Here is an 18596-nt window from a genome sequence, read left to right on the forward strand (position 1 = left end):
CACCACACGGTGAGAGACCCCGGCCAGCAGCTGGATCTGCTCCACATGCAGACCAGCCGTCTGGCACCCGTTCTGTATCGCGACCTGGCGCTCTACCTCCAGGTGCTGCGGCAGGAGCTGCTCCCGGCCACCCGCAATGCCGTGCTGCAGCTGCTGGTCCACCAGGCGCCGTCCGCCTACCTGGAGCGCTCGGATGCCGGCCGGCGCTCCTTCCACCGCTTCCTGGAGCGGGCGATCCAGCGCTGCGGCAGCCTCCTGACCGTGGAGCAGCTCCTGGCCCTCGCCAGCGTGGTGGAGGCGGAGCAGAGGGCTGAGTGGCTCAGGCAGGCCAGGCGGGTCGTTGTCGAAGCGACTGAGGTGCGGCCGCCGGCCCCGGTCCAGAACGGCTCGGTGGAGCTGTCGATGCAGCCGCCGCTGGACAGTCCCTGGATCGCGTCGGGATTCACCGACCCCGGGTCCTCTTCATCCCAGCCAGGTGAGGAGACCGCAGCCGTGGTGCCGATGCCGGCCCGGGGAGATCTGCCCATGCTCGATGCCTTTCTGCAGCTGGCCGCCCAGCCATCGGAGCGGCCGGCTGGCGCCTCATCCGGCGGCGAGCCGGCCGAACCGGAGGACAGCGAGCAGCACCCGGGCGGTTCAGGGGAGATCAACGACGCGAGCTTCAGCCTGCTCGTCGAGACCGGTCATCTGCTGCCGCGGCAGCCGCAGCATCTGCTGGCGTGGTGGGAGCGGCTGGAGCAGGCCCTCAGCCGCAGGCTGCGCAATCTGTCCCATGCGGTGAACACCGAACTGATGCGCAGTCGCTTCAGCACCAGCCTGCTGCCGCTGTCGCTGCTGCAGGCCGTGCTGGACGGGCAGGTGGAACCCCAGGCCGCCCGGGCCAATCTGCTGACCCTCTCGGTGCCCGTGCCGTCGCCCCAGGGCGGGACGCTGCTGGAGACCCAGGCCCTGCTGCTGCGACCGGCGGATCTGGAGGAGACGCTGCCGCGGCTGCGGCAGTGCCGGCAGCGGCTGGAGGAGCGGCGCCGCCAGCTCAGGCGCATGGCACGCCAGCATCGCTACTGGAGCGGACGGGCCCGGACCATGGAGGTGGAGCAGGCGTGGGCCAGGGACGTGGCACAGACCAGCCGGCCGCGTCCCTGACGGCCGCGGGCCCTGAGGCCGCAGCGGGGCTGGAGGAGTGGATCCGTCTCCTGTTCAGGGCCCTGCGCCTGGAGGCCGAGCGGGGCTGGCCCGATCTGATGGGACGCCGGGAGCGCTTCAGCGCCTTCCTGGCCCGGAGCCTGGCCAGTCCGCATCCCCGGCTCGCGGAGGGGGACCGCGGCCGTCTGCGGGATCTCGCGACCAGCTTCTCGGGCTACGGCGGCATGGAGGAGCCGGCCCGGCGGCATCTGGTGGTCCGCACCCAGCAGCTCCTGCAGAGCCTGCGGCCGGCCTCACCCGACCGGAGCGCCGCACCGCCGCGCCTGAATCTCGGTCGATCCGACGCTCGGACGCCCGCCGGCGCCGCAGCCCGGGAGGCTGTGGTGCCGGCGGGCACGCCCCTGGCGCAATGCCCCGGGATCGGTGCCGCCACAGCGACCCGGTTGATCGGGCTCGGCCTGGTGACGGCCGGCGACCTGGCGCGCCACTACCCGCGCGACTATCTCGACTACTCCAACAGGGTGCGGATCGCCGATCTGGAGCCGGGCACCACAGCCACCGTGGTGGCCACCGTGCGGCGCTGCCACAGCTTCACCAGCAGCCGCAACCCGAGCCTGTCGGTGCTGGAGATCCTGCTGCGGGATGTCAGCGGCAGCCTGCGGGTCACCCGCTTCTTCACGGGACGGCGCTACGGCAAGGGCGGATGGCTGAAGAGTCAGGAGCGGCTCTACCCGCCGGGCAGCCTGCTGGTGCTCAGCGGCCTGGTGAAGGACAGCCGGCAGGGGCCCCGCCTCCAGGATCCCCTGATCGAGCGGCTGGACCATCCGGGAGCGGCGGTGCGCTCGTCGGTGATCGGCCGGCTTCAGCCGGTCTACGGCCTCACCGAGGGGCTCACGGCGGAGCGGCTGCGGCGGGCCATCGCCGGCCTGCTGCCGAGCATGCGCCGCTGGCCCGACCCGCTCGGGCAGGCCACCCGCCAGGCGGCCGGGCTGATGGAGCGCGGTGAGGCCCTGGTTCAGATGCATGAGCCGGAGGACAGGGCCAGCCTGGAGGCCGCGCGCCATCGGCTGGTCTTCGATGAGTTCCTGCTGCTGCAGCTGCGCCTGCTGCAGCGGCGCCAGCGCCTGCGCCAACGTCACTCACCGCCGCTGGCGGTGCCCCACGACGGCGGCGGGCTGCTGGGACGCTTCCTGCGGCGGCTCCCCTTCAGCCTGACAGGAGCCCAGCGGCGGGTACTGGCTGAGATCCAGGCCGACATGGGCCGGGCGGACCCGATGGCGCGCCTGGTGCAGGGCGATGTGGGCAGCGGCAAGACCGTGGTGGCGGTGGCGGCCCTGCTGATCGCCGTGGACGCGGGCTGCCAGGGCGTGCTGATGGCCCCCACCGAGGTGCTGGCCGTGCAGCACATGCGCTCCCTCGCCCGCTGGCTGCCCCAGCTGCACGTGAGCGTCGGCCTGCTGACGGGCTCCACGCCGCGGCCGCAGCGCCGGGAGCTGCTGCAGGACCTGGAGAACGGCATGCTGCGGGTGCTGGTGGGAACCCACGCGCTGCTGGAGGACCCGGTGTCCTTCGCGCGGCTGGGGCTCGTGGTGGTGGACGAACAGCACCGCTTCGGCGTGCGGCAGCGGGACCGGCTGCTGGGGAAGGGACTTCAGCCCCACCTGCTCACCATGACGGCCACCCCGATCCCCCGCACCCTGGCACTGGCCCTGCACGGCGACCTGGATGTGAGTCAGATCGATGAACGCCCCCCCGGGCGTCGCCCGATCGCCACATCGCTGCTGGCCGCGAGCCGGCGCGACGAGGCCTACGGCCTGATCCGGCGCGAGGTGGAGGCCGGCGGGCGGGCCTACGTGATCCTCCCCCTCGTGGAGGAGTCGGAGACGCTGGATCTGCGCTCCGCGGTGGAGGTGCATCAGCATCTCAGCGCCGAGGTGTTCCCCGATCTGGGCGTGGGGCTGCTGCATGGACGGCTGAACAGCCAGGACAAGCAGGCGGCGATCGAGGCCTTCGCCGCCGGCGACGCTCAGGTGCTCGTCTCCACCACCGTGGTGGAGGTGGGGGTGGATGTGCCGGAGGCGAGCGTGATGGTGATCGAGCATGCCGACCGCTTCGGACTGGCCCAGCTGCACCAGCTTCGCGGCCGCGTCGGCCGGGGCGAACGCCCGTCCCATTGCATCCTGATCAACGACAGCCGGCAGCCCCAGGCGCGGCAGCGACTCGAGGTGATGGTGCGCTCGAACGACGGCTTCGAGCTGGCCGACATGGATCTGCGCCTGCGGGGTCCGGGCCAGGTGCTCGGCACCCGCCAGTCGGGCCTGCCCGATCTGGCCCTGGCGAGCCTCAGTGACGACGGCTCGGTGCTGGAGGAGGCCCGCGAGATGGCCCAGACCCTGATCGAGAACGACCCGGATCTGGAGTCCGCGCCCCTGCTGCGCCAGGCCCTGGCCGGTCCGGACGGAGGCGCCGGCTCGCCGATCCTCAACTGATCCGGCCCTGATCGGAACCGACCTGTCCCGCCCCGCGGCCAGACTGGCGCGCCGATCCGGGGGGCCCCACCATGATTCCGCCAGAGGAGACGCTGCCGGCCAGGCCCTGGCACCCGATTCCGATCGAGGACTGCGGCGAACCCCTGACGCCTCTGCCCGGTTCGCTGCAGCGGCTGCTGCCCCATCCCTACGCCCGACTCGGGGCGCCCTACGGCAACGGGGCGGATCCGTTCCGGCTGCGGCGCGGCGTGGTGGAGCGGCTGCTTCAGGCCCAGGACCATCTGCAGCGGCGGGTGCCCAGCTGCCGTCTGGCCATCTTCGATGCCTGGCGCCCGGTGGCGGTGCAGGCCTTCATGGTGCGGCACGCCAGGCGGGAGGAATGCCTCCGCTGCGGCATCGACCCGGATCGGGACAGCCCCGAGCGGCAGGAGGTGCATGAGCGGGTGGACCGGTTCTGGGCCGCACCCAGCCGGGACCCGGGGACCCCGCCGCCCCACAGCACCGGAGCGGCCGTGGACCTCACCCTGGCGGGCGATGACGGCACCCTTCTGGCGATGGGAGGAGCCATCGACGCGATCGGTGCCATCTCCGAACCGGACCATCACGCCGCGGCCGCGACCCTGGACCCCGGCGGGGACGCCGCCCTCTGGCACGGACGCCGCTGCCTGCTGCGCGCCGCAATGGAGACCGCCGGCTTCCGGCAGCATCCCAACGAGTGGTGGCACTTCAGCTGGGGAGACCAGCTCTGGGCCTGGCGGGCCGGCGCGGCCACGGCCCGCTACGGCGGCATGGAGGCTGCCGTTCGGGGCGCGGATCAGGCGGGCTGAAGGGCCCCCTCCAGCAGCGCCTGCACCTTCTCCGGGCCGATCCGACCGATGTGGGCCCCGAAGCTGCGGCGCACTCCGGACGCCTGCCAGTCGCTCAGCAGGGGCTCGAGCGCCCGTTCCAGATCGTTGAGGTGTAGACGCTGGAGGTAGGGCCGGGCCAGGCAGGACAGGTTGGGTGTGCCGCCCAGCCAGAGCTGGTACTGAGCGGGACCGCTGCCCACCAGGCCCAGTTCAGCCATGTAGGGCCGGGCGCAACCGTTGGGGCAGCCGGTCATGCGCACCAGGATCGACTGGCTGATCCCCAGCCGCTGCAGCAGGGCCTCGAGACGCTCGAGCACCTCGGGCAGGACCCGCTCGGACTCGGTGATCGCCAGACCGCAGGTCGGCAGGGCGGGGCAGGCGATGGCATGGCGGGCGAGACGCGCCGGAGCCTCGGGCTCGCTGATGCCCATCGCTTCAAGATCGCGCCGGACGCTGGAGCGCTGAGCGGTGCCGATGTTGCAGAGCAGCAGATCCTGGTTGGGCGTCAGCCGCAGTTCCAGCTGGTAGGTCTCCACGATGCGGCGCAGGGCGCGGCGCGTCTCGCCGCTGAGGCGGCCGCACAGCAGGGGCACACCCACGAACCAGAGTCCGCGGGCCTGACGATGCCAGCCCAGGTAATCCTCCAGGCGAGCCCGGGGCTCCCGCTGCAGGGGCAGGAGCGGATGGGGGAAGTAGCGCGTCAGCTCCTCCCGGAACCAGTCGATGCCGCGATCCTGCAGCACGTATTTCATGCGTGCATGCCGGCGGATGCGGCGGTCGCCGTGATCGCGCTGCAGCGCCAGGATCGCCTGCAGCAGTTCGAGCACGTGCTCGGCGGCCACGTAGCCCAGCGGATCGGCCGTGCGGGCGAAGGTGCTCTCGTTGTTGTGGGTGCGGCCCATGCCGCCACCCACATGCACGTTGCAGCCGCGCAGCTCACCGTTCGGGTCGCAGAACGCCACCAGGCCGATGTCCTGGGTGAGAAGATCGATCGAGTTGTCCCCCGGCACGGTGACGGCCACCTTGAATTTGCGGGGCAGGTAGGTGGTGCCGTACAGGGGCTCATTCGCATCACCGCTGTACACCGCGCCGGAGCGCTGCATCGCCCGCGCGGCCTCCACGGGCTCGCTCGGCTGGATGCGGTAGGCCGGCTCGCCATCCACCCAGAGATCCAGGTAGGTGTCCTCGGCCCGGCGGGGGGCCAGCAGGTCGGCGATGTCGGCCGCCAGCCGCCGCGCCGCCGGGTAGGCGCCCTTGTCGTACGGGGCGGCGGGGGCCATCACATTGCGGTTCACATCGCCGCAGGCGGAGAGGGTCGAGCCCAGGTGACGCACGATCGTGCCGATCACCTCACGCAGGTCGGCCTTGGCCACGCCGTGCATCTGGAAGGCCTGACGCGTGGTGAGCCGCAGGGTGCCGTTGCCGTAGCGCTCCGAGAGGTCGTCGAGCGCGACGAACAGGGCCGCAGGCACCCGTCCGCCGGGGTTGCGCAGCCGCAGCATCATCTGCCAGTCCTTGCTTTCCCCCTTGCGCCGGTTGTCGCGATCGTCCTGCTGATAGCTGCCGTGAAACTTGAGGATCTGCACCGCGGCTTCGCTGAAGCAGGGCTCCTCATTCGCCAGCTCCGTCAACAACGGCTCGCGCAGATAGCCGCTCTCGGTCTTCAGGGTCTCCAGGCGGCTGAGGCCTGCCTTCGGTGCCGGCTTCGCGTCAGCGGCTGGCGCGAGGCTTGCCTCCGAGGTCAGGGTCACGGCGGATGGGACGAAACGAAAATCGACCGTAGCGAACGAAAGGCTTCATTACAGTCAGCTGTTGCTGTGCGCAGGGATTGGCCACCTTTCTGCTCGAAATCGGGACCGAGGAGCTCCCCGCCGACTTCGCCCGCCTCGCCCTGCCGCAGCTGCAGCACCTGGCGGAACGGGACCTGCAGGAGGCGCGCCTCGCTCACGCGGGGATCGAAGCCCTGGGAACGCCCAGGCGGCTGGCCCTGCTGGTGGAGGGCCTGCCCGACCGGCAGCCCGACCTCGAGGAGGAGCGGAAGGGACCGCCCGCCGGGGCCGCCTTCCGGGACGGGCAGCCCACGCGGGCGGCGGAGGGCTTCGCCCGGCGCTGCGGCCTGACGCCGGCGGAGCTGGAGATCCGGCCGACCGACAAGGGCGAGTTCGTCTTCGCGCGGGTGAAGGAGCCCGGGCGGCCGACCTCGGAGCTGCTGGCGAGCCTGATTCCCGCCTGGATCGCGGGCCTGCAGGGCCGCCGCTTCATGCGCTGGGGTGCCGGCGACCTGCGCTTCAGTCGCCCGATCCGCTGGCTGGTGGCCCTCCTCGATGGTGATGTGATCCCCGTTCAGCTCGAGGGCAGTGATCCGCCGGTGGAGAGCGGCCGGCTCAGCCGGGGCCACCGGCTGCACCCGAAGGCCGTGGCGATCGCCGAACCAGCGGCCTACCGCAGCACGCTCGCCGCCGCGGGGGTGGTGGTGGACCGGGCGGAGCGGGAGCGGCGCATCCATGAGGCTCTGGCGCAATCGACCGAGGCCGCGGGCCTCACGCCGGATCTTCCGGCGGCACTCAACGACGAACTGGTGGACCTCGTGGAGGATCCGATGGTGCTCGAGGGCTCCATCCCGAGCCGGTTCCTGGAGCTGCCACCGGAATTGCTCACCACCGTGATGCGCTCGCATCAGCGCTACGTGCCCCTCTTCCTGGCCGGCGGTCAGCGTGACCCGCTCGCTCTCGCCGCCGGCGACTGCGTCTCGGAGAGGTTTCTGTTCGTGGCCAGCGGCCTGCCGGGCGCTGCCGACGGAATCCGGCGTGGCAACGAGCGGGTGCTGACCGCGCGCCTGGCGGATGCCGCCTTCTTCCTCGCGGCGGATCAGGCCGTTCCCAGCATCGATCGCCGCGATCAGCTGGCGCGGGTGACCTTCGCCGCCGGTCTGGGATCGCTGCTGGATCGGGTGGAACGGCTCGAGTGGATCACGGACGTGCTGATCGAGCTGCTGCCGCTGACGCCCGAGGACGCCGTGGCGGCGAGGCGCGCCGCCCACCTCTGCAAACACGACCTGGTGAGCCAGATGGTGGGCGAGTTCCCGGAGCTGCAGGGAGTGATCGGAGCCAAGTACCTGCTGGCGGAAGGAGAATCACGACCGGTGGCTCTGGCGGTGCTGGAGCACTACCGGCCCCGGGGTGCCGGCGATGCGCTGCCCGGAACCCCTGCCGGAGCGGTGCTCGCCGTTGCCGAACGACTGGAGCTGCTGCTGAGCGTCTACGCCAAGGGGGAGAGACCGCGGGGCTCGTCGGACCCCTATGCCCTGCGCCGAGCCGGCAACGGCGTGGTTCAGATCCTCTGGTCGATGGGTTGGCGCCTGGATCTCGGCGCGGCGCTGGAACGGATGAGCCGCCACTGGCAGAGCCTGCTGCCCGGGCTGCCCCTCCTGGGGTCGCCCCTGGCGCGCGCCATCGCCGAAGACCTGCTGCAGCGGGTCGGCACCCTGCTGGAGGACGGCGGCCTCGACGGTGACATCGTGCAGGCGGTGGCAGGACGGGCCGGCGACGACGGGTCCGACCCGACCCTGGCCAGACCGCTGAAGGATGTGGGCGATGCCCGGGCCCGGGCCCAGTTGCTGCAGGATCTCAGGCGTCAGGGCCAGCTGGCCGCCGTCCAGGCCGTGGTGCAGCGGGCGGCCAACCTCGCCGCCCGCGCCGAACCCGGCAGCGACGCGATTCAGCCGGAGGGCCTGGTGGACCCGGGTCTGTTCGAATCCGTGGCCGAGTCGGAGATGCTGACCACCCTTCAGCGTCTGGCGCCCCTGGCGCAGGCCGAGGGGGTCACGTCCTACGCACGACTGGCGAGCGGTCTGATCAGCAGCGCCCCAGTGCTGGCGTCCTTCTTCGATGGGGAGAACAGCGTGATGGTGATGTGCGACGACGCGACCCGTCGGCGCAACCGGCTGCACCTGCTGTCGGTGCTGCGCAATCAGGCTGCACGACTCGGCGACTTCACAGCGCTCCAGGCCGACAGCACGGAGCGAACCTGACATCGGTTGGCCCACCTGTGAGCCGCTCCTCGGAGGGGCAGCTCACCGATGGGTGTGCTGAGGACGGGGTGGGCCCGTCCCTCAGCCCGGCTCAGGAGCGGGAGGCGAGAACGGGCTCCTCGGTGGAATCCCGGCGCTGGGCGGCCATGCGGGAGGCCCGGGCCTCGGCATGGGCCTCAAGGATGGCGGCCTCGATCTCACGGAGCCGCGAGGCCATCTCATCGGGATCGCGAACGGCGCTGGCAACGGGGTGATAGCTGGCGGGAGCCAGGGCGTTGCCGCGCAGCACGGCCCCGAGGGTGCGCAACGTGAGCTTGATCTGCTGCCAGGGGTTCATCATCACGACCCGCTTGTACAGATAGCTGTCGAAGGTCAGCTTCTGAACGTCGCTGTCATCGCACATCTCCACGAAGGCCTCACGAGCCGCATCGTTGCGATAGAAGATCGCCTGAAGCAGTTCCAGCACCTTGTAGGTCGCCCCGTAGCGGCGGTCCCACTGGCGCAGGTAGCCCTTGAGATCACGCTCGGAGGGGATTCGCTGGCCGCCCTTGCTGGTGGCGACGATCTGCTCAGCGGCCATGCGGCCGCTCTTGGCGGCGAAGTAGATGCCCTCACCGGAGCTCTTGGTCACGTAACCGGCGGCATCGCCGACGAGCGCCATCCGCCCCACCACACGGCGAGGACGGGGATGCTCGGGAATGGGATGGGCCTCCACCTTGATCACCTCGCCGCCGAGAAGTCGCTCGCTGGCCCGGTCCCGAATCCCCCTCTGCAGGCTCTTGATCAGTGACTGGTTGTCCTGCATGGTGCCGGTGCCCACCGCCACATGGTCGTACTTGGGGAAGACCCAGGCGTAGAAGTCCGGGGAGACATCCGATCCCACGTACATCTCGGCCAGATCTTCGTAATAGGCCATCTCCTCATCCGGAAGGCGGATCCGCTCCTGGAAGGCGATGGCCACGTTGTAATCGCCCGCGTCCATGGCCTTGGCCACACGGCTGTTGGCCCCGTCAGCACCGACGATCAGATCCACCTCAAGGGTGCTGGCCACTCCGGTCGGGCCGCCACCGCCGTAATCGGCGTAATGAAGGGTGTACGGGCCCTGGCGGCCCGCGCCGGTGTCGATGCGCTGCACAAGGCCGTTGATCAGATGGGCCCCCAGATCGGCGGCACGGTTGCGGAGGAAGGAGTCGAGCACCTCACGCCGGCACATGCCGATGTATTCATCCGGGTTGTCGAGGTGAATATCAACCTCGCGATTCGAAGGCGAGATCATGCGCATGTTGCGCACCTTGCGATCGATGATCGTCTCAGGCAGATCGAATTCATCGACCATGCAGAGAGGAATGGCACCACCGCAGGGCTTGGCGTTGTCGAGCTTGCGCTCGAACAGCCAGGTCTGAATCCCGGCCCGGGCCAGCACCTCGGCTGCACAGGATCCACTGGGGCCTCCGCCCACAACCGCGACGCGCAATGTCATCAGCCTGCTGCCTGATCCGATCGGAGTGCCCGGAAGCTATCACCGCTGTTCGGTGCCGGACGGCCCGGGCTGGCATGGATCCGTACGATTGAAACAACCTGTTCATGTTCCGGTGCCCAGGGCCGCCGTTCAGGATGAGATCCCGGTCGCCAGGAGGATTGCCCCCCAGCAGCGGCGCAGGCGGCGAGGCTCCCGTCTGATCCTGCTGACCAGCCTGGCCGTGTGCGCCGCGTCCGCCCTGCTCGTGTTGCGAGGGCGGCCTCGTCTCGCCCCGCAGGCTCCGGTGGCCGAGGACCGGATCGCCCGGCTCGGGCCTCCCGATCAGGAGGGGCGCCTCTTCGGCCATCTGCCCTACCCGGAAGCCTCGGCTGCGGATCTGGTGCAGGTGGATGCCAGCCACAGGCTTCACCGCGATGCGGCCGAAGCCTTTCTGGCCATGCAGGACGCCGCAGCGGCCGACGGCGTGGACCTGCGCCTGCTCAGCGCCTTCCGGTCGGTGTCGCTGCAGGAGTCGATCTTTTTCGATGTCATGGAGCAACGCAACCAGAACGCCCGGGAGCGGGCCCTGGTGAGTGCCCCGCCCGGCTACTCGGAACACGGAACCGGTTTCGCCGTGGATGTGGGCGACGGGCTGGAGCCGGAGGCCGACTTCTCGGTCTCCTTCGAGAACACGGCTGCCTTCCGCTGGATGGAGCACCACGCTCCGCGCCACCGCTTCACCCTCTCCTTCCCGCCGGACAACCCCCAGGGCGTCAGCTACGAACCCTGGCACTGGCGTTACGAGGGCAGTGTGGCGGCGCTGCACCTGTTCCAGGCCGCCCAGAAGCTGGAGCCCTGATCCCGATCTGCCGGCGCGTTAGGCAGTTGGTCCGGCCTGGACTGGGATAGTGTTGCCGAACGTCACATTCAGGACGCCAGCCGTTTCCATATGACCCCTGAGGCCCGTTGCGCACCGATTCGCAACATCGCGATCATCGCCCACGTCGACCATGGCAAGACCACTCTGGTTGACGCACTTCTGAGCCAGTCGGGGATCTTCCGGAACAACGAGGCGGTCCCGACCTGTGTGATGGACTCCAACGATCTGGAGCGGGAACGGGGCATCACCATCCTCTCCAAGAACACGGCCGTCACCTACGAAGGCACGAGGATCAACATCGTCGACACGCCGGGCCACGCCGATTTCGGCGGCGAGGTGGAGCGCGTGCTCGGGATGGTGGACGGCTGCCTGCTTGTGGTGGATGCCAATGAAGGCCCGATGCCGCAGACGCGCTTCGTGCTCAAGAAGGCCCTGGAGCAGGGGCTCCGGCCGATCGTGTTCGTCAACAAGATCGACCGTGCCCGCGTCGAGCCGGAAACCGCAGTCGACAAGGTGCTCGACCTGTTCCTCGAGCTGGGCGCTGACGACGATCAGTGCGATTTCCCCTACCTCTTCGGCAGCGGCCTCGGCGGCTTCGCCAAGAGCGAGATGGGCGACGAGAGCGAGACCATGCGTCCCCTGTTCGACGCGATCCTCCGCCATGTGCCGCCACCGGTCGGAGACCCTCAGAAGCCGCTGCAGCTCCAGGTCACCACGCTCGACTACTCCGATTTCCTCGGCCGAATCGTCATCGGACGCGTGCACAACGGCACCATCCGCAACGGCCAGTCGGCCGCGCTGATCAAGGACGACGGCAGCATCAAGCGGGGCCGGGTGAGCAAGCTGCTCGGCTTCGAGGGCCTGCAGCGGGTTGAGATCGACCAGGCGGGCGCGGGCGAACTGGTGGCCGTGGCCGGCTTCGACGAGGTCAACATCGGCGAAACCATCTCCTGTCCCGATGAGCCCCAGGCCCTGCCCCTGATCCGGGTCGACGAACCCACCCTGCAGATGACCTTCGTGGTCAATGACTCACCCTTCGCCGGCAAGGAGGGCAAGTTCGTCACCAGCCGCCAGCTGCGCGACCGTCTCCAGCGGGAACTGCTCACGAACGTGGCCCTGCGCGTCGAGGACACCGACTCGCCCGACCGGTTCGCCGTGAGTGGCCGCGGTGAGCTGCATCTGGGGATCCTGATCGAGACCATGCGGCGTGAGGGTTACGAGTTCCAGGTCAGCCAGCCCCAGGTGATCTTCCGCACCATCGACGGAACCCCCTGCGAGCCCGTCGAAACCCTGGTGATGGACGTGCCCGAGGCGTCCGTCGGCACCTGCATCGAGCGCCTCGGCACCCGCAAGGCCGAGATGCAGAACATGGAGACCGGCAGTGACGGCCGCACCCAGCTCGAGTTCATCGTGCCCTCGCGCGGCCTGATCGGCTTCCGCGGCGAATTCGTGCGCGCAACCCGTGGCGAGGGAATCATGAGCCACTCCTTCTTTGAATACCGCCCGATGCAGGGCGACTTCGAAACCCGGCGCAACGGCGTGCTCATCGCCTTCGAAGAGGGCACGGCCACCTTCTACGCACTCAAGAACGCCGAAGACAGGGGGCAGTTCTTCATCTCGCCGGGGACCAAGGTCTACAAAGGCATGATCATCGGCGAGAACAATCGCCCCCAGGATCTGGAGATCAACGTCTGCAAGACCAAGCAGCTCACCAACATGCGCTCCGCCGGCGCTGAGGAACTCGACACCCTCCAGTCGCCCATGCAGATGACGCTGGAGCGGGCCCTGGAATACATCGGCTCCAATGAGATGCTCGAGGTCACACCCGAATCGATCCGCCTCCGCAAGCTGCCGATGCGCCGGATGGCCAAGAGCAAGGGCTGACCCTCGGCCACTGCGCCCATCCCGCCTCAGCCGCACTCCAATCCCCGCTCTCGTCCGATCCAGCCCATGGAGGTCGATCCCTCCCCCAGCCAAGACCCGATCCGCAGCGATCCACGCTTTCGCGAGGGCGTGGAGCTGTTCAACCGGCACGACTGGTACCCCTGTCACGACGCCTTCGAGGCTCTGTGGTTCGAGACCAGCGGACCGCAGCGGGTCCTCCTGCAGGGCCTGCTGCAGATCGCGGTCGCCCACCTCCATCTGGAACGGGGCAACAGCCGCGGGGCCACGATGCTGATGGGCGAAGGTCTCGGGCGGCTCCGGGGCAGCGGCGACGAGGCCTGTGGGATCGATCTGACCAGGCTGCGGGAGACGGTGCAGGACCGGCTCACGGCCCTGCAGAACGGCGCAGACCCAACGGCCCTGCCCTTGCCGGAGCTGGTGGCTCCGGTACATTCGCGAGATTGACTGTGCTGCGCTTGATCGGTCACCAGGCATGGCAGCAGCGGCGCCAGATCGCTGGACTGTCTCTCCTTGCGGCTCTGGCAGGATTCGCCACATCTCCGCCGGTCATCTCACAGGAACTGCCTGTGCCAGCCGCACCCACCCCCACCGTGGCCGCTCCCGGCGAGGTGGTGCCCGATCCCGAGCCGGAGACCGGTCTGGTGACGATCGAGTCGGACGTGCAGACGGCCGACAACACCACCGGTGTGATCACCGCCATCGGCAACGTGCGGATCATCTACCCCGACCGGGGCGTGGTGGCCACCTCCAGGCAGGCCCAGTTCTTCACCCGCGAGAACCGGATCGTCCTCAGCGGGGATGTGGACGTGATCGAGAAGGACGGCAACAGTCTGCGGGCCGAGCGGGTCACCTACCTCGTGGATGAGGAGCGGGCCATTGCCGACCCCCTGCCCGGTGAGCAGGTGTTCAGCACCCTCTTCATTCCCCCCCCCGCTGCGGACACCGCCGCTCCGGAACCGCTCACCCCATGACGCTGGCCCTCAGCGACGTGGCCCTGACCCTGTCGGGCCGCCCCCTGGTGCGCGATGTGTCCCTGGAGCTCGACCCGGGAGAGGTGGTGGGCCTGCTGGGACCCAATGGTGCCGGCAAGACCACCACCTTCAACCTGATCACCGGGCTGCTCCGTCCCGACCGGGGCCGCGTCACCCTCGACGGACAGCCGGTGGAGCATCTCTCCATGCCGGAACGGGCCCGGCTGGGCATCGGCTATCTGCCCCAGGAAGCCAGCGTCTTCCGCCAGCTCAGCGTGCGCGACAACCTGCTGCTGGTTCTTGAGCAGAGCGGCGTCGCACCGCGACGGCGGCGGGACCGGCTCGACCAGCTGATCGAGGACTTTCACCTGACGGCCTTCGTCTCCCGCCGCGGCTACCAGCTCTCCGGCGGCGAACGGCGCCGTTGCGAGGTGGCCAGAGCTCTGGCCATGGGCGGAGAGGGGCCACGCTTCCTGCTGCTGGATGAACCCTTCGCCGGCGTGGACCCCCTGGCGGTGGCTGACCTTCAGGATCTGATCAGCGGCCTGCAGCGGCGGGGGATGGGACTTCTGATCACCGACCACAACGTGCGGGAGACGCTCGCCATCACCCACCGGGCCTACATCCTCACCGAGGGGATGATCCTGGCCTCCGGTGCATCCGATCAGGTGGCCCATGATCCGCTCGTGCGGCGTCACTATCTCGGAGAGGCCTTCCAGCTGTGATGGGACGCGCCACTCTGAAGCCGCCCCGCTGGCTGCGGCCCACGATCATGGACCGATGGCTGGTGGGCGAGCTGGTTGGCCCCCTGCTCTTCGCCATCGCGGCCTTCACCGTGGTGTCGCTCTCGGTGGGGGTGATGTTCGAACTGGTGCGCCGGGTCGTGGAGTCCGGCCTGCCGGTAACCGTGGCGGTGGAAATCCTCGGCCTGAGGCTGCCGGGCTTTCTCGTGCTGTCGTTTCCCATGGCCACCCTGATGGCCACCCTTCTGGCCTACAGCCGGCTGTCGGGCAACAGCGAGCTCACCGCCCTGCGCAGTGTCGGGCTGAGCACCAGCCGGATCGTGGCGCCCGCGCTGGCGGTGGCTCTGCTGATGACGGGACTGACCTTCGTCTTCAACGACGTGATCGTTCCCCGCACCAACACGATGGCGGAGGTGAATCTGCGCCGGGCACTCGGCAAGGCGATCGCCACGGAGCAGGGCAAGAACGTGGTCTATTCCCGCTTCGGCAGGATCGTGAATGCCGAGGACGGTGAATCCGCACGCGGCCTGGTGCAGCTCTTCTACGCCCGCCGGTTCGATGACGGTGAGATGCAGGGGGTGACGGTGCTGGACTTCTCCCGTGCCGACACCACCCAGATGCTGATGGCCGAGCGGGGGGTCTGGAACGAGGAGCGGGCTCTCTGGGAGTTCCGCGACGGACGTGTGGTGACCCTCACCGGTGAGGAGGGTGCCGCCACCTCCGCCAACTTCGATCGCTATTTCTACCCCCTCAGCCGCGGACCGATCGAGGTGGCCCAACTGCCCGACGACGCGGCTCACATGACGCTGGCTCAGGCCAGGAGCGCGGAACGCCTGCTGCTGGAGGCCGGAGATCAGAAGGAGGCGCGTCGCCTGCGGGTGCGGATCCAGGAGAAATTCACCCTGCCCATGGCCTGCCTGGTGTTCGGCCTGATCGGAAGCAGCCTGGGAGCCAGGCCGAACGCCCGCACCAGCCGCAGCCAGGGCTTCGGCATCAGCGTGGTTCTGATCCTCATCTATTACATCCTCAGCTTCAGCTTCAGCTCCCTCGGGGTGAAGGGCACCCTCTCCCCGATGCTGGCCGCCTGGTCGCCCGTGGCGATCAGCCTCGGCTTCGGTGCCGTTCTGCTCCGCCTCGCGAGCCGCTGATCAGCGATCAGCCTTCTGGAACCGCACCGGGCCGCGTGCTGCGGCGGGATCGCCCCCGGACCCGGCAGACTGGCCCCAGTGATAGTGATCCCGCCTGGTGAGCGACCCGGTCATCGCCTTGGGCCTTCTCGGCTTCTCTCTGCTGCTGCTGGCCCTGCCTCTGGCCTTCTGGGCCAGCGGCGGCCAGAAGCCGATGGCCGCCGTGCGGGTGCTGGTGGCCAGTGCCAATCTCACCCTCACAGCTCAGCTGGTGCTGCGCTGGTGGGAATCGGGTCATTTCCCGATCTCCAATCTCTACGAATCGCTCTGCTTTCTCGCCTGGGCCTGCAGCCTCACCCAGCTGCTGGTGGAGCGCCAGTGGCCCTCACCTCTGGTGGCCGCCTCCACCACGCCGATGGCCCTGGGCTGCGTGGCCTTCGCCAGTTTCGTTCTGCCGGGAACACTGCAGGATGCCGCGCCCCTGGTGCCGGCCCTCCGCTCCAGCTGGCTGGTCATGCACGTGAGCGTGATCATGGTCAGTTACGCCGCCCTGGCTGTCGGTTCGCTGCTCTCCCTGGCGGTGCTCTGCCTGGAGCCCGGTCAGGCGCTGGAGCTGAGGAGCAGCTCGATCGGCAGCGGCGGTTTCCGTCAGGCGCTGCTGCAGGCCACCGACGGGCCCCTGGACCTGCGACCGGTGGCCATCGGCCGCAGCGAGCAGCTCGACAGCCTCAGCTACCGCACCATCACGGTCGGCTTCCTGCTGCTGACGGTGGGCATCATCAGCGGTGCGGTCTGGGCCAACGAGGCATGGGGCAGCTGGTGGAGCTGGGACCCGAAGGAGACATGGGCCCTGATGTGCTGGCTCGTCTACGCGGCCTATCTCCACATGCGGCTCAGCCGGGGCTGGCAGGGCAGACGCCCCGCCATCGTGGCCGTGGCGGGGCTGGTGGTGATCCTGGTCTGCTACATCGGCGTCAACCTGCTGGGCATCGGACTGCACAGCTACGGCTGGTTCCTGCAGGCCTGATCCGAGAGCCGGCTCAGACGAGCACAGCCTCAGGGCGCCGGCTGGCGCGGATGCCACGGATGGCCTCGGCGTAATCGGGCTGGTTGAACACGCCCGACCCCGACACGATCGCGTTGGCCCCAGCCTCGATCACCTGCCAGGCGTTGGCCCCCTTGATGCCGCCATCCACTTCGATCCAGGGATCGAGGCCGCGCTCATCACAGCGGCGACGCAGCTCGCGGATCTTCTCCACCTGGGAGGGGATGAAGCTCTGGCCACCGAATCCGGGGTTCACGCTCATGATCAGCACCAGGTCGCAGAGCTCCAGGCAGTAATCCAGCGTGTCGAGCGGCGTGCTGGGGTTGAGCACCGCTCCGGCCTTCTTGCCGAGGTCGCGGATCTGGGACAGGTTGCGGTGCAGGTGGGGGCAGGCCTCCACCTGCACGCTGATGATGTCGGCGCCCGCCTTGGCGAAGTCGGCCACGTACTTCTCCGGCTCCACGATCATCAGGTGCACATCAAGCGGCTTGCTCGTCACCGGACGCAGCGCCTCAACGATGAGGGGACCGATCGTGATGTTGGGCACGAAACGCCCATCCATCACATCGACGTGGATCCAGTCGGCACCGGCGGCGTCCACGGCCCGGACCTCTTCACCGAGGCGAGCGAAATCGGCGGAGAGAATGGAGGGTGAAACCACCAGTGACTTGCTGCTCATCGGACGGGGACGCTCGGACCGGGCGATTGTAAGAAGCTCCCGCCGCCAGAAATCCCACTGCCGTCGCTGATACCATTTCCTCCTGGCCAGGTCCGAGAGGTGCCTTGCGGCCGCCGCTGCGTCCACACCCGACACACCGGCGACATTCCCTCAGGGATGCCGTCACCCGGGAGTCCGGCCGGGGTCGCATGGGTTCCGTCCTGAGCCCCAACCCCTTCTGCCCTTCTCCCCCCCGTCGTGGATCGCACCCTCATCCAGGAACTGCTCGAAGTCGTTGAGCAGGCCGCCATCGCCTCCGCCAAGCTCACCGGGCAGGGCCTCAAGAACGAAGCCGATGAGGCCGCGGTCGAGGCCATGCGCCAGCGCATGGGTCAGATCGCCATGCAGGGCCGGATCGTGATCGGCGAGGGCGAGCGCGACGAGGCGCCGATGCTCTACATCGGTGAGGAAGTGGGCAGCGGCACGGGCCCCGGGGTCGATTTCGCCGTGGACCCCTGTGAGGGAACCAACCTCTGCGCCAACGCCCAGGACGGCTCGATGGCCGTTCTCGCGGCCAGTGAGCGGGGCGGACTCTTCAACGCACCCGACTTCTACATGAACAAGCTGGCGGCACCCCCGGCCGCCAAGGGCAAGGTGGACATCCGCAACAGCGCCACCGAGAACCTCAAGATCCTGGCCGACTGCCTCGGCCTGGCCATGAGCGAGCTGGTGATCGTCTGCATGGACCGGGCGCGCCACAAGGGCCTGATCGCCGAGATCCGCGGGACCGGCGCCCGGGTGAAGCCCATCAGCGACGGCGATGTGAGCGCGGCGATCGCCTGCGGGTTCGAGGGGACCGGCACCCATGCCCTGATGGGCATCGGCGCCGCACCCGAGGGCGTCATCTCCGCTGCGGCACTGCGCTGCCTCGGTGCCCACTTCCAGGGTCAGCTCGTCTACGACCCGGCTGTGGCCCAGACCAAGGAATGGGAAGGCCTGACCCGGGAGGGCAACCTGGCCCGGCTGAGCGAGATGGGCATCACCGACCCCGACAAGGTGTATGAAGCCAGTGAACTGGCCTGCGGCGAGCACGTGGTCTTCGCGGCCAGCGGCATCACCGACGGCCTGCTGTTCAAGGGCGTCCGCTTCGAACGGGACTGCCTCCGCACCAGCTCGCTGATCATCAGTTCGCTGGACAGCACGGCCCGCTTCACCGACACCATCCACATCAAGCCCGGCGCCCAGAAAGTGGCTCTGCGCTGACACCGATCGGTTCCCCGAGGCACCGCGTCACCTGC

Annotated in this window: 15 protein-coding genes; 12 read left to right on the forward strand and 3 right to left on the reverse strand. The window is 69.2% G+C overall.

Annotation, left to right across the window (positions count from 1 at the left end):
- The first annotated feature begins 9 nt into the window (after positions 1–9).
- The 3 genes from EVJ50_RS04425 to EVJ50_RS04435 all read left to right on the forward strand — a co-directional run bounded on the left by EVJ50_RS04425 (position 10) and on the right by EVJ50_RS04435 (position 4459).
- Positions 10–1143: a hypothetical protein gene (locus EVJ50_RS04425; protein ID WP_150882538.1), complete on the forward strand. Its 1134-nt coding sequence runs from the start codon at positions 10–12 to the stop codon at positions 1141–1143.
- Positions 1101–3632 carry an ATP-dependent DNA helicase RecG gene (gene recG, locus EVJ50_RS04430; RefSeq protein ID WP_370455593.1) on the forward strand — a complete coding sequence of 844 codons (2532 nt, stop codon included), beginning with the start codon at positions 1101–1103 and terminating at the stop codon, positions 3630–3632. The genes EVJ50_RS04425 and recG overlap by 43 nt, the downstream gene beginning before the upstream one ends.
- A gap of 71 nt (positions 3633–3703) precedes the next feature.
- Positions 3704–4459 (forward strand): M15 family metallopeptidase, encoded by a 756-nt coding sequence (locus EVJ50_RS04435; RefSeq protein WP_150882539.1) that lies wholly within the window; start codon positions 3704–3706, stop codon positions 4457–4459.
- On the opposite strand, the gene sir is transcribed toward EVJ50_RS04435, so the two are convergent.
- Positions 4447–6225 carry a sulfite reductase, ferredoxin dependent gene (sir, locus tag EVJ50_RS04440; RefSeq protein WP_150884854.1) on the reverse strand — a complete coding sequence of 593 codons (1779 nt, stop codon included), beginning with the start codon at positions 6223–6225 and terminating at the stop codon, positions 4447–4449. The genes EVJ50_RS04435 and sir overlap by 13 nt on opposite strands.
- A gap of 83 nt (positions 6226–6308) precedes the next feature.
- Here sir and glyS point away from each other — a divergent pair, with 83 nt between their 5' ends.
- Positions 6309–8510 (forward strand): glycine--tRNA ligase subunit beta, encoded by a 2202-nt coding sequence (gene glyS, locus EVJ50_RS04445; protein WP_150882540.1) that lies wholly within the window; start codon positions 6309–6311, stop codon positions 8508–8510.
- Positions 8511–8601: 91 nt separating this feature from the next.
- Here the strand turns inward: glyS and chlP are convergent, their stop codons facing one another.
- Complete coding sequence (chlP, locus tag EVJ50_RS04450) at positions 8602–9990, reverse strand: geranylgeranyl reductase (protein ID WP_150882541.1); 1389 nt, start codon at positions 9988–9990, stop codon at positions 8602–8604.
- Positions 9991–10102: 112 nt separating this feature from the next.
- On the opposite strand from chlP, the gene EVJ50_RS04455 reads away from it, so the two are divergent.
- From EVJ50_RS04455 to ccsB, 7 genes are all read left to right on the forward strand, one after another.
- A complete protein-coding gene (locus EVJ50_RS04455) occupies positions 10103–10828 on the forward strand; it encodes a D-alanyl-D-alanine carboxypeptidase family protein (protein ID WP_150882542.1) in 726 nt (241 codons plus the stop codon).
- A gap of 90 nt (positions 10829–10918) precedes the next feature.
- Entirely contained in the window at positions 10919–12733 is a 1815-nt protein-coding gene (gene typA, locus EVJ50_RS04460; protein WP_150882543.1) for a translational GTPase TypA, read from the forward strand.
- A gap of 66 nt (positions 12734–12799) precedes the next feature.
- Positions 12800–13198 (forward strand): DUF309 domain-containing protein, encoded by a 399-nt coding sequence (locus EVJ50_RS04465; protein WP_150882544.1) that lies wholly within the window; start codon positions 12800–12802, stop codon positions 13196–13198.
- 122 nt (positions 13199–13320) lie between these two features.
- Positions 13321–13725, forward strand: a complete 405-nt coding sequence (locus EVJ50_RS04470; protein ID WP_370455594.1) for a hypothetical protein — start codon at positions 13321–13323, stop codon at positions 13723–13725.
- Positions 13722–14450: an LPS export ABC transporter ATP-binding protein gene (gene lptB / locus EVJ50_RS04475; protein ID WP_150882545.1), complete on the forward strand. Its 729-nt coding sequence runs from the start codon at positions 13722–13724 to the stop codon at positions 14448–14450. Before EVJ50_RS04470 ends, lptB begins: the two co-directional genes overlap by 4 nt.
- The gene (locus EVJ50_RS04480) at positions 14450–15616 is read left to right on the forward strand and encodes an LptF/LptG family permease (protein WP_150882546.1); all 1167 of its coding nucleotides are present in this window, start codon (positions 14450–14452) and stop codon (positions 15614–15616) included. The genes lptB and EVJ50_RS04480 overlap by 1 nt, the downstream gene beginning before the upstream one ends.
- A gap of 97 nt (positions 15617–15713) precedes the next feature.
- Positions 15714–16622, forward strand: a complete 909-nt coding sequence (ccsB, locus tag EVJ50_RS04485; RefSeq protein ID WP_370455595.1) for a c-type cytochrome biogenesis protein CcsB — start codon at positions 15714–15716, stop codon at positions 16620–16622.
- 13 nt (positions 16623–16635) lie between these two features.
- Here ccsB and rpe read toward each other — a convergent pair whose 3' ends face one another.
- Complete coding sequence (rpe, locus tag EVJ50_RS04490; RefSeq protein WP_150882548.1) at positions 16636–17319, reverse strand: ribulose-phosphate 3-epimerase; 684 nt, start codon at positions 17317–17319, stop codon at positions 16636–16638.
- Positions 17320–17556: 237 nt separating this feature from the next.
- On the opposite strand from rpe, the gene glpX reads away from it, so the two are divergent.
- Positions 17557–18561: a class II fructose-bisphosphatase gene (gene glpX, locus EVJ50_RS04495; protein WP_150882549.1), complete on the forward strand. Its 1005-nt coding sequence runs from the start codon at positions 17557–17559 to the stop codon at positions 18559–18561.
- Positions 18562–18596: the final 35 nt, after the last annotated feature.

It is taken from the genome of Synechococcus sp. RSCCF101, from assembly GCF_008807075.1.
Classification (GTDB): Bacteria; Cyanobacteriota; Cyanobacteriia; order PCC-6307; family Cyanobiaceae; genus RSCCF101.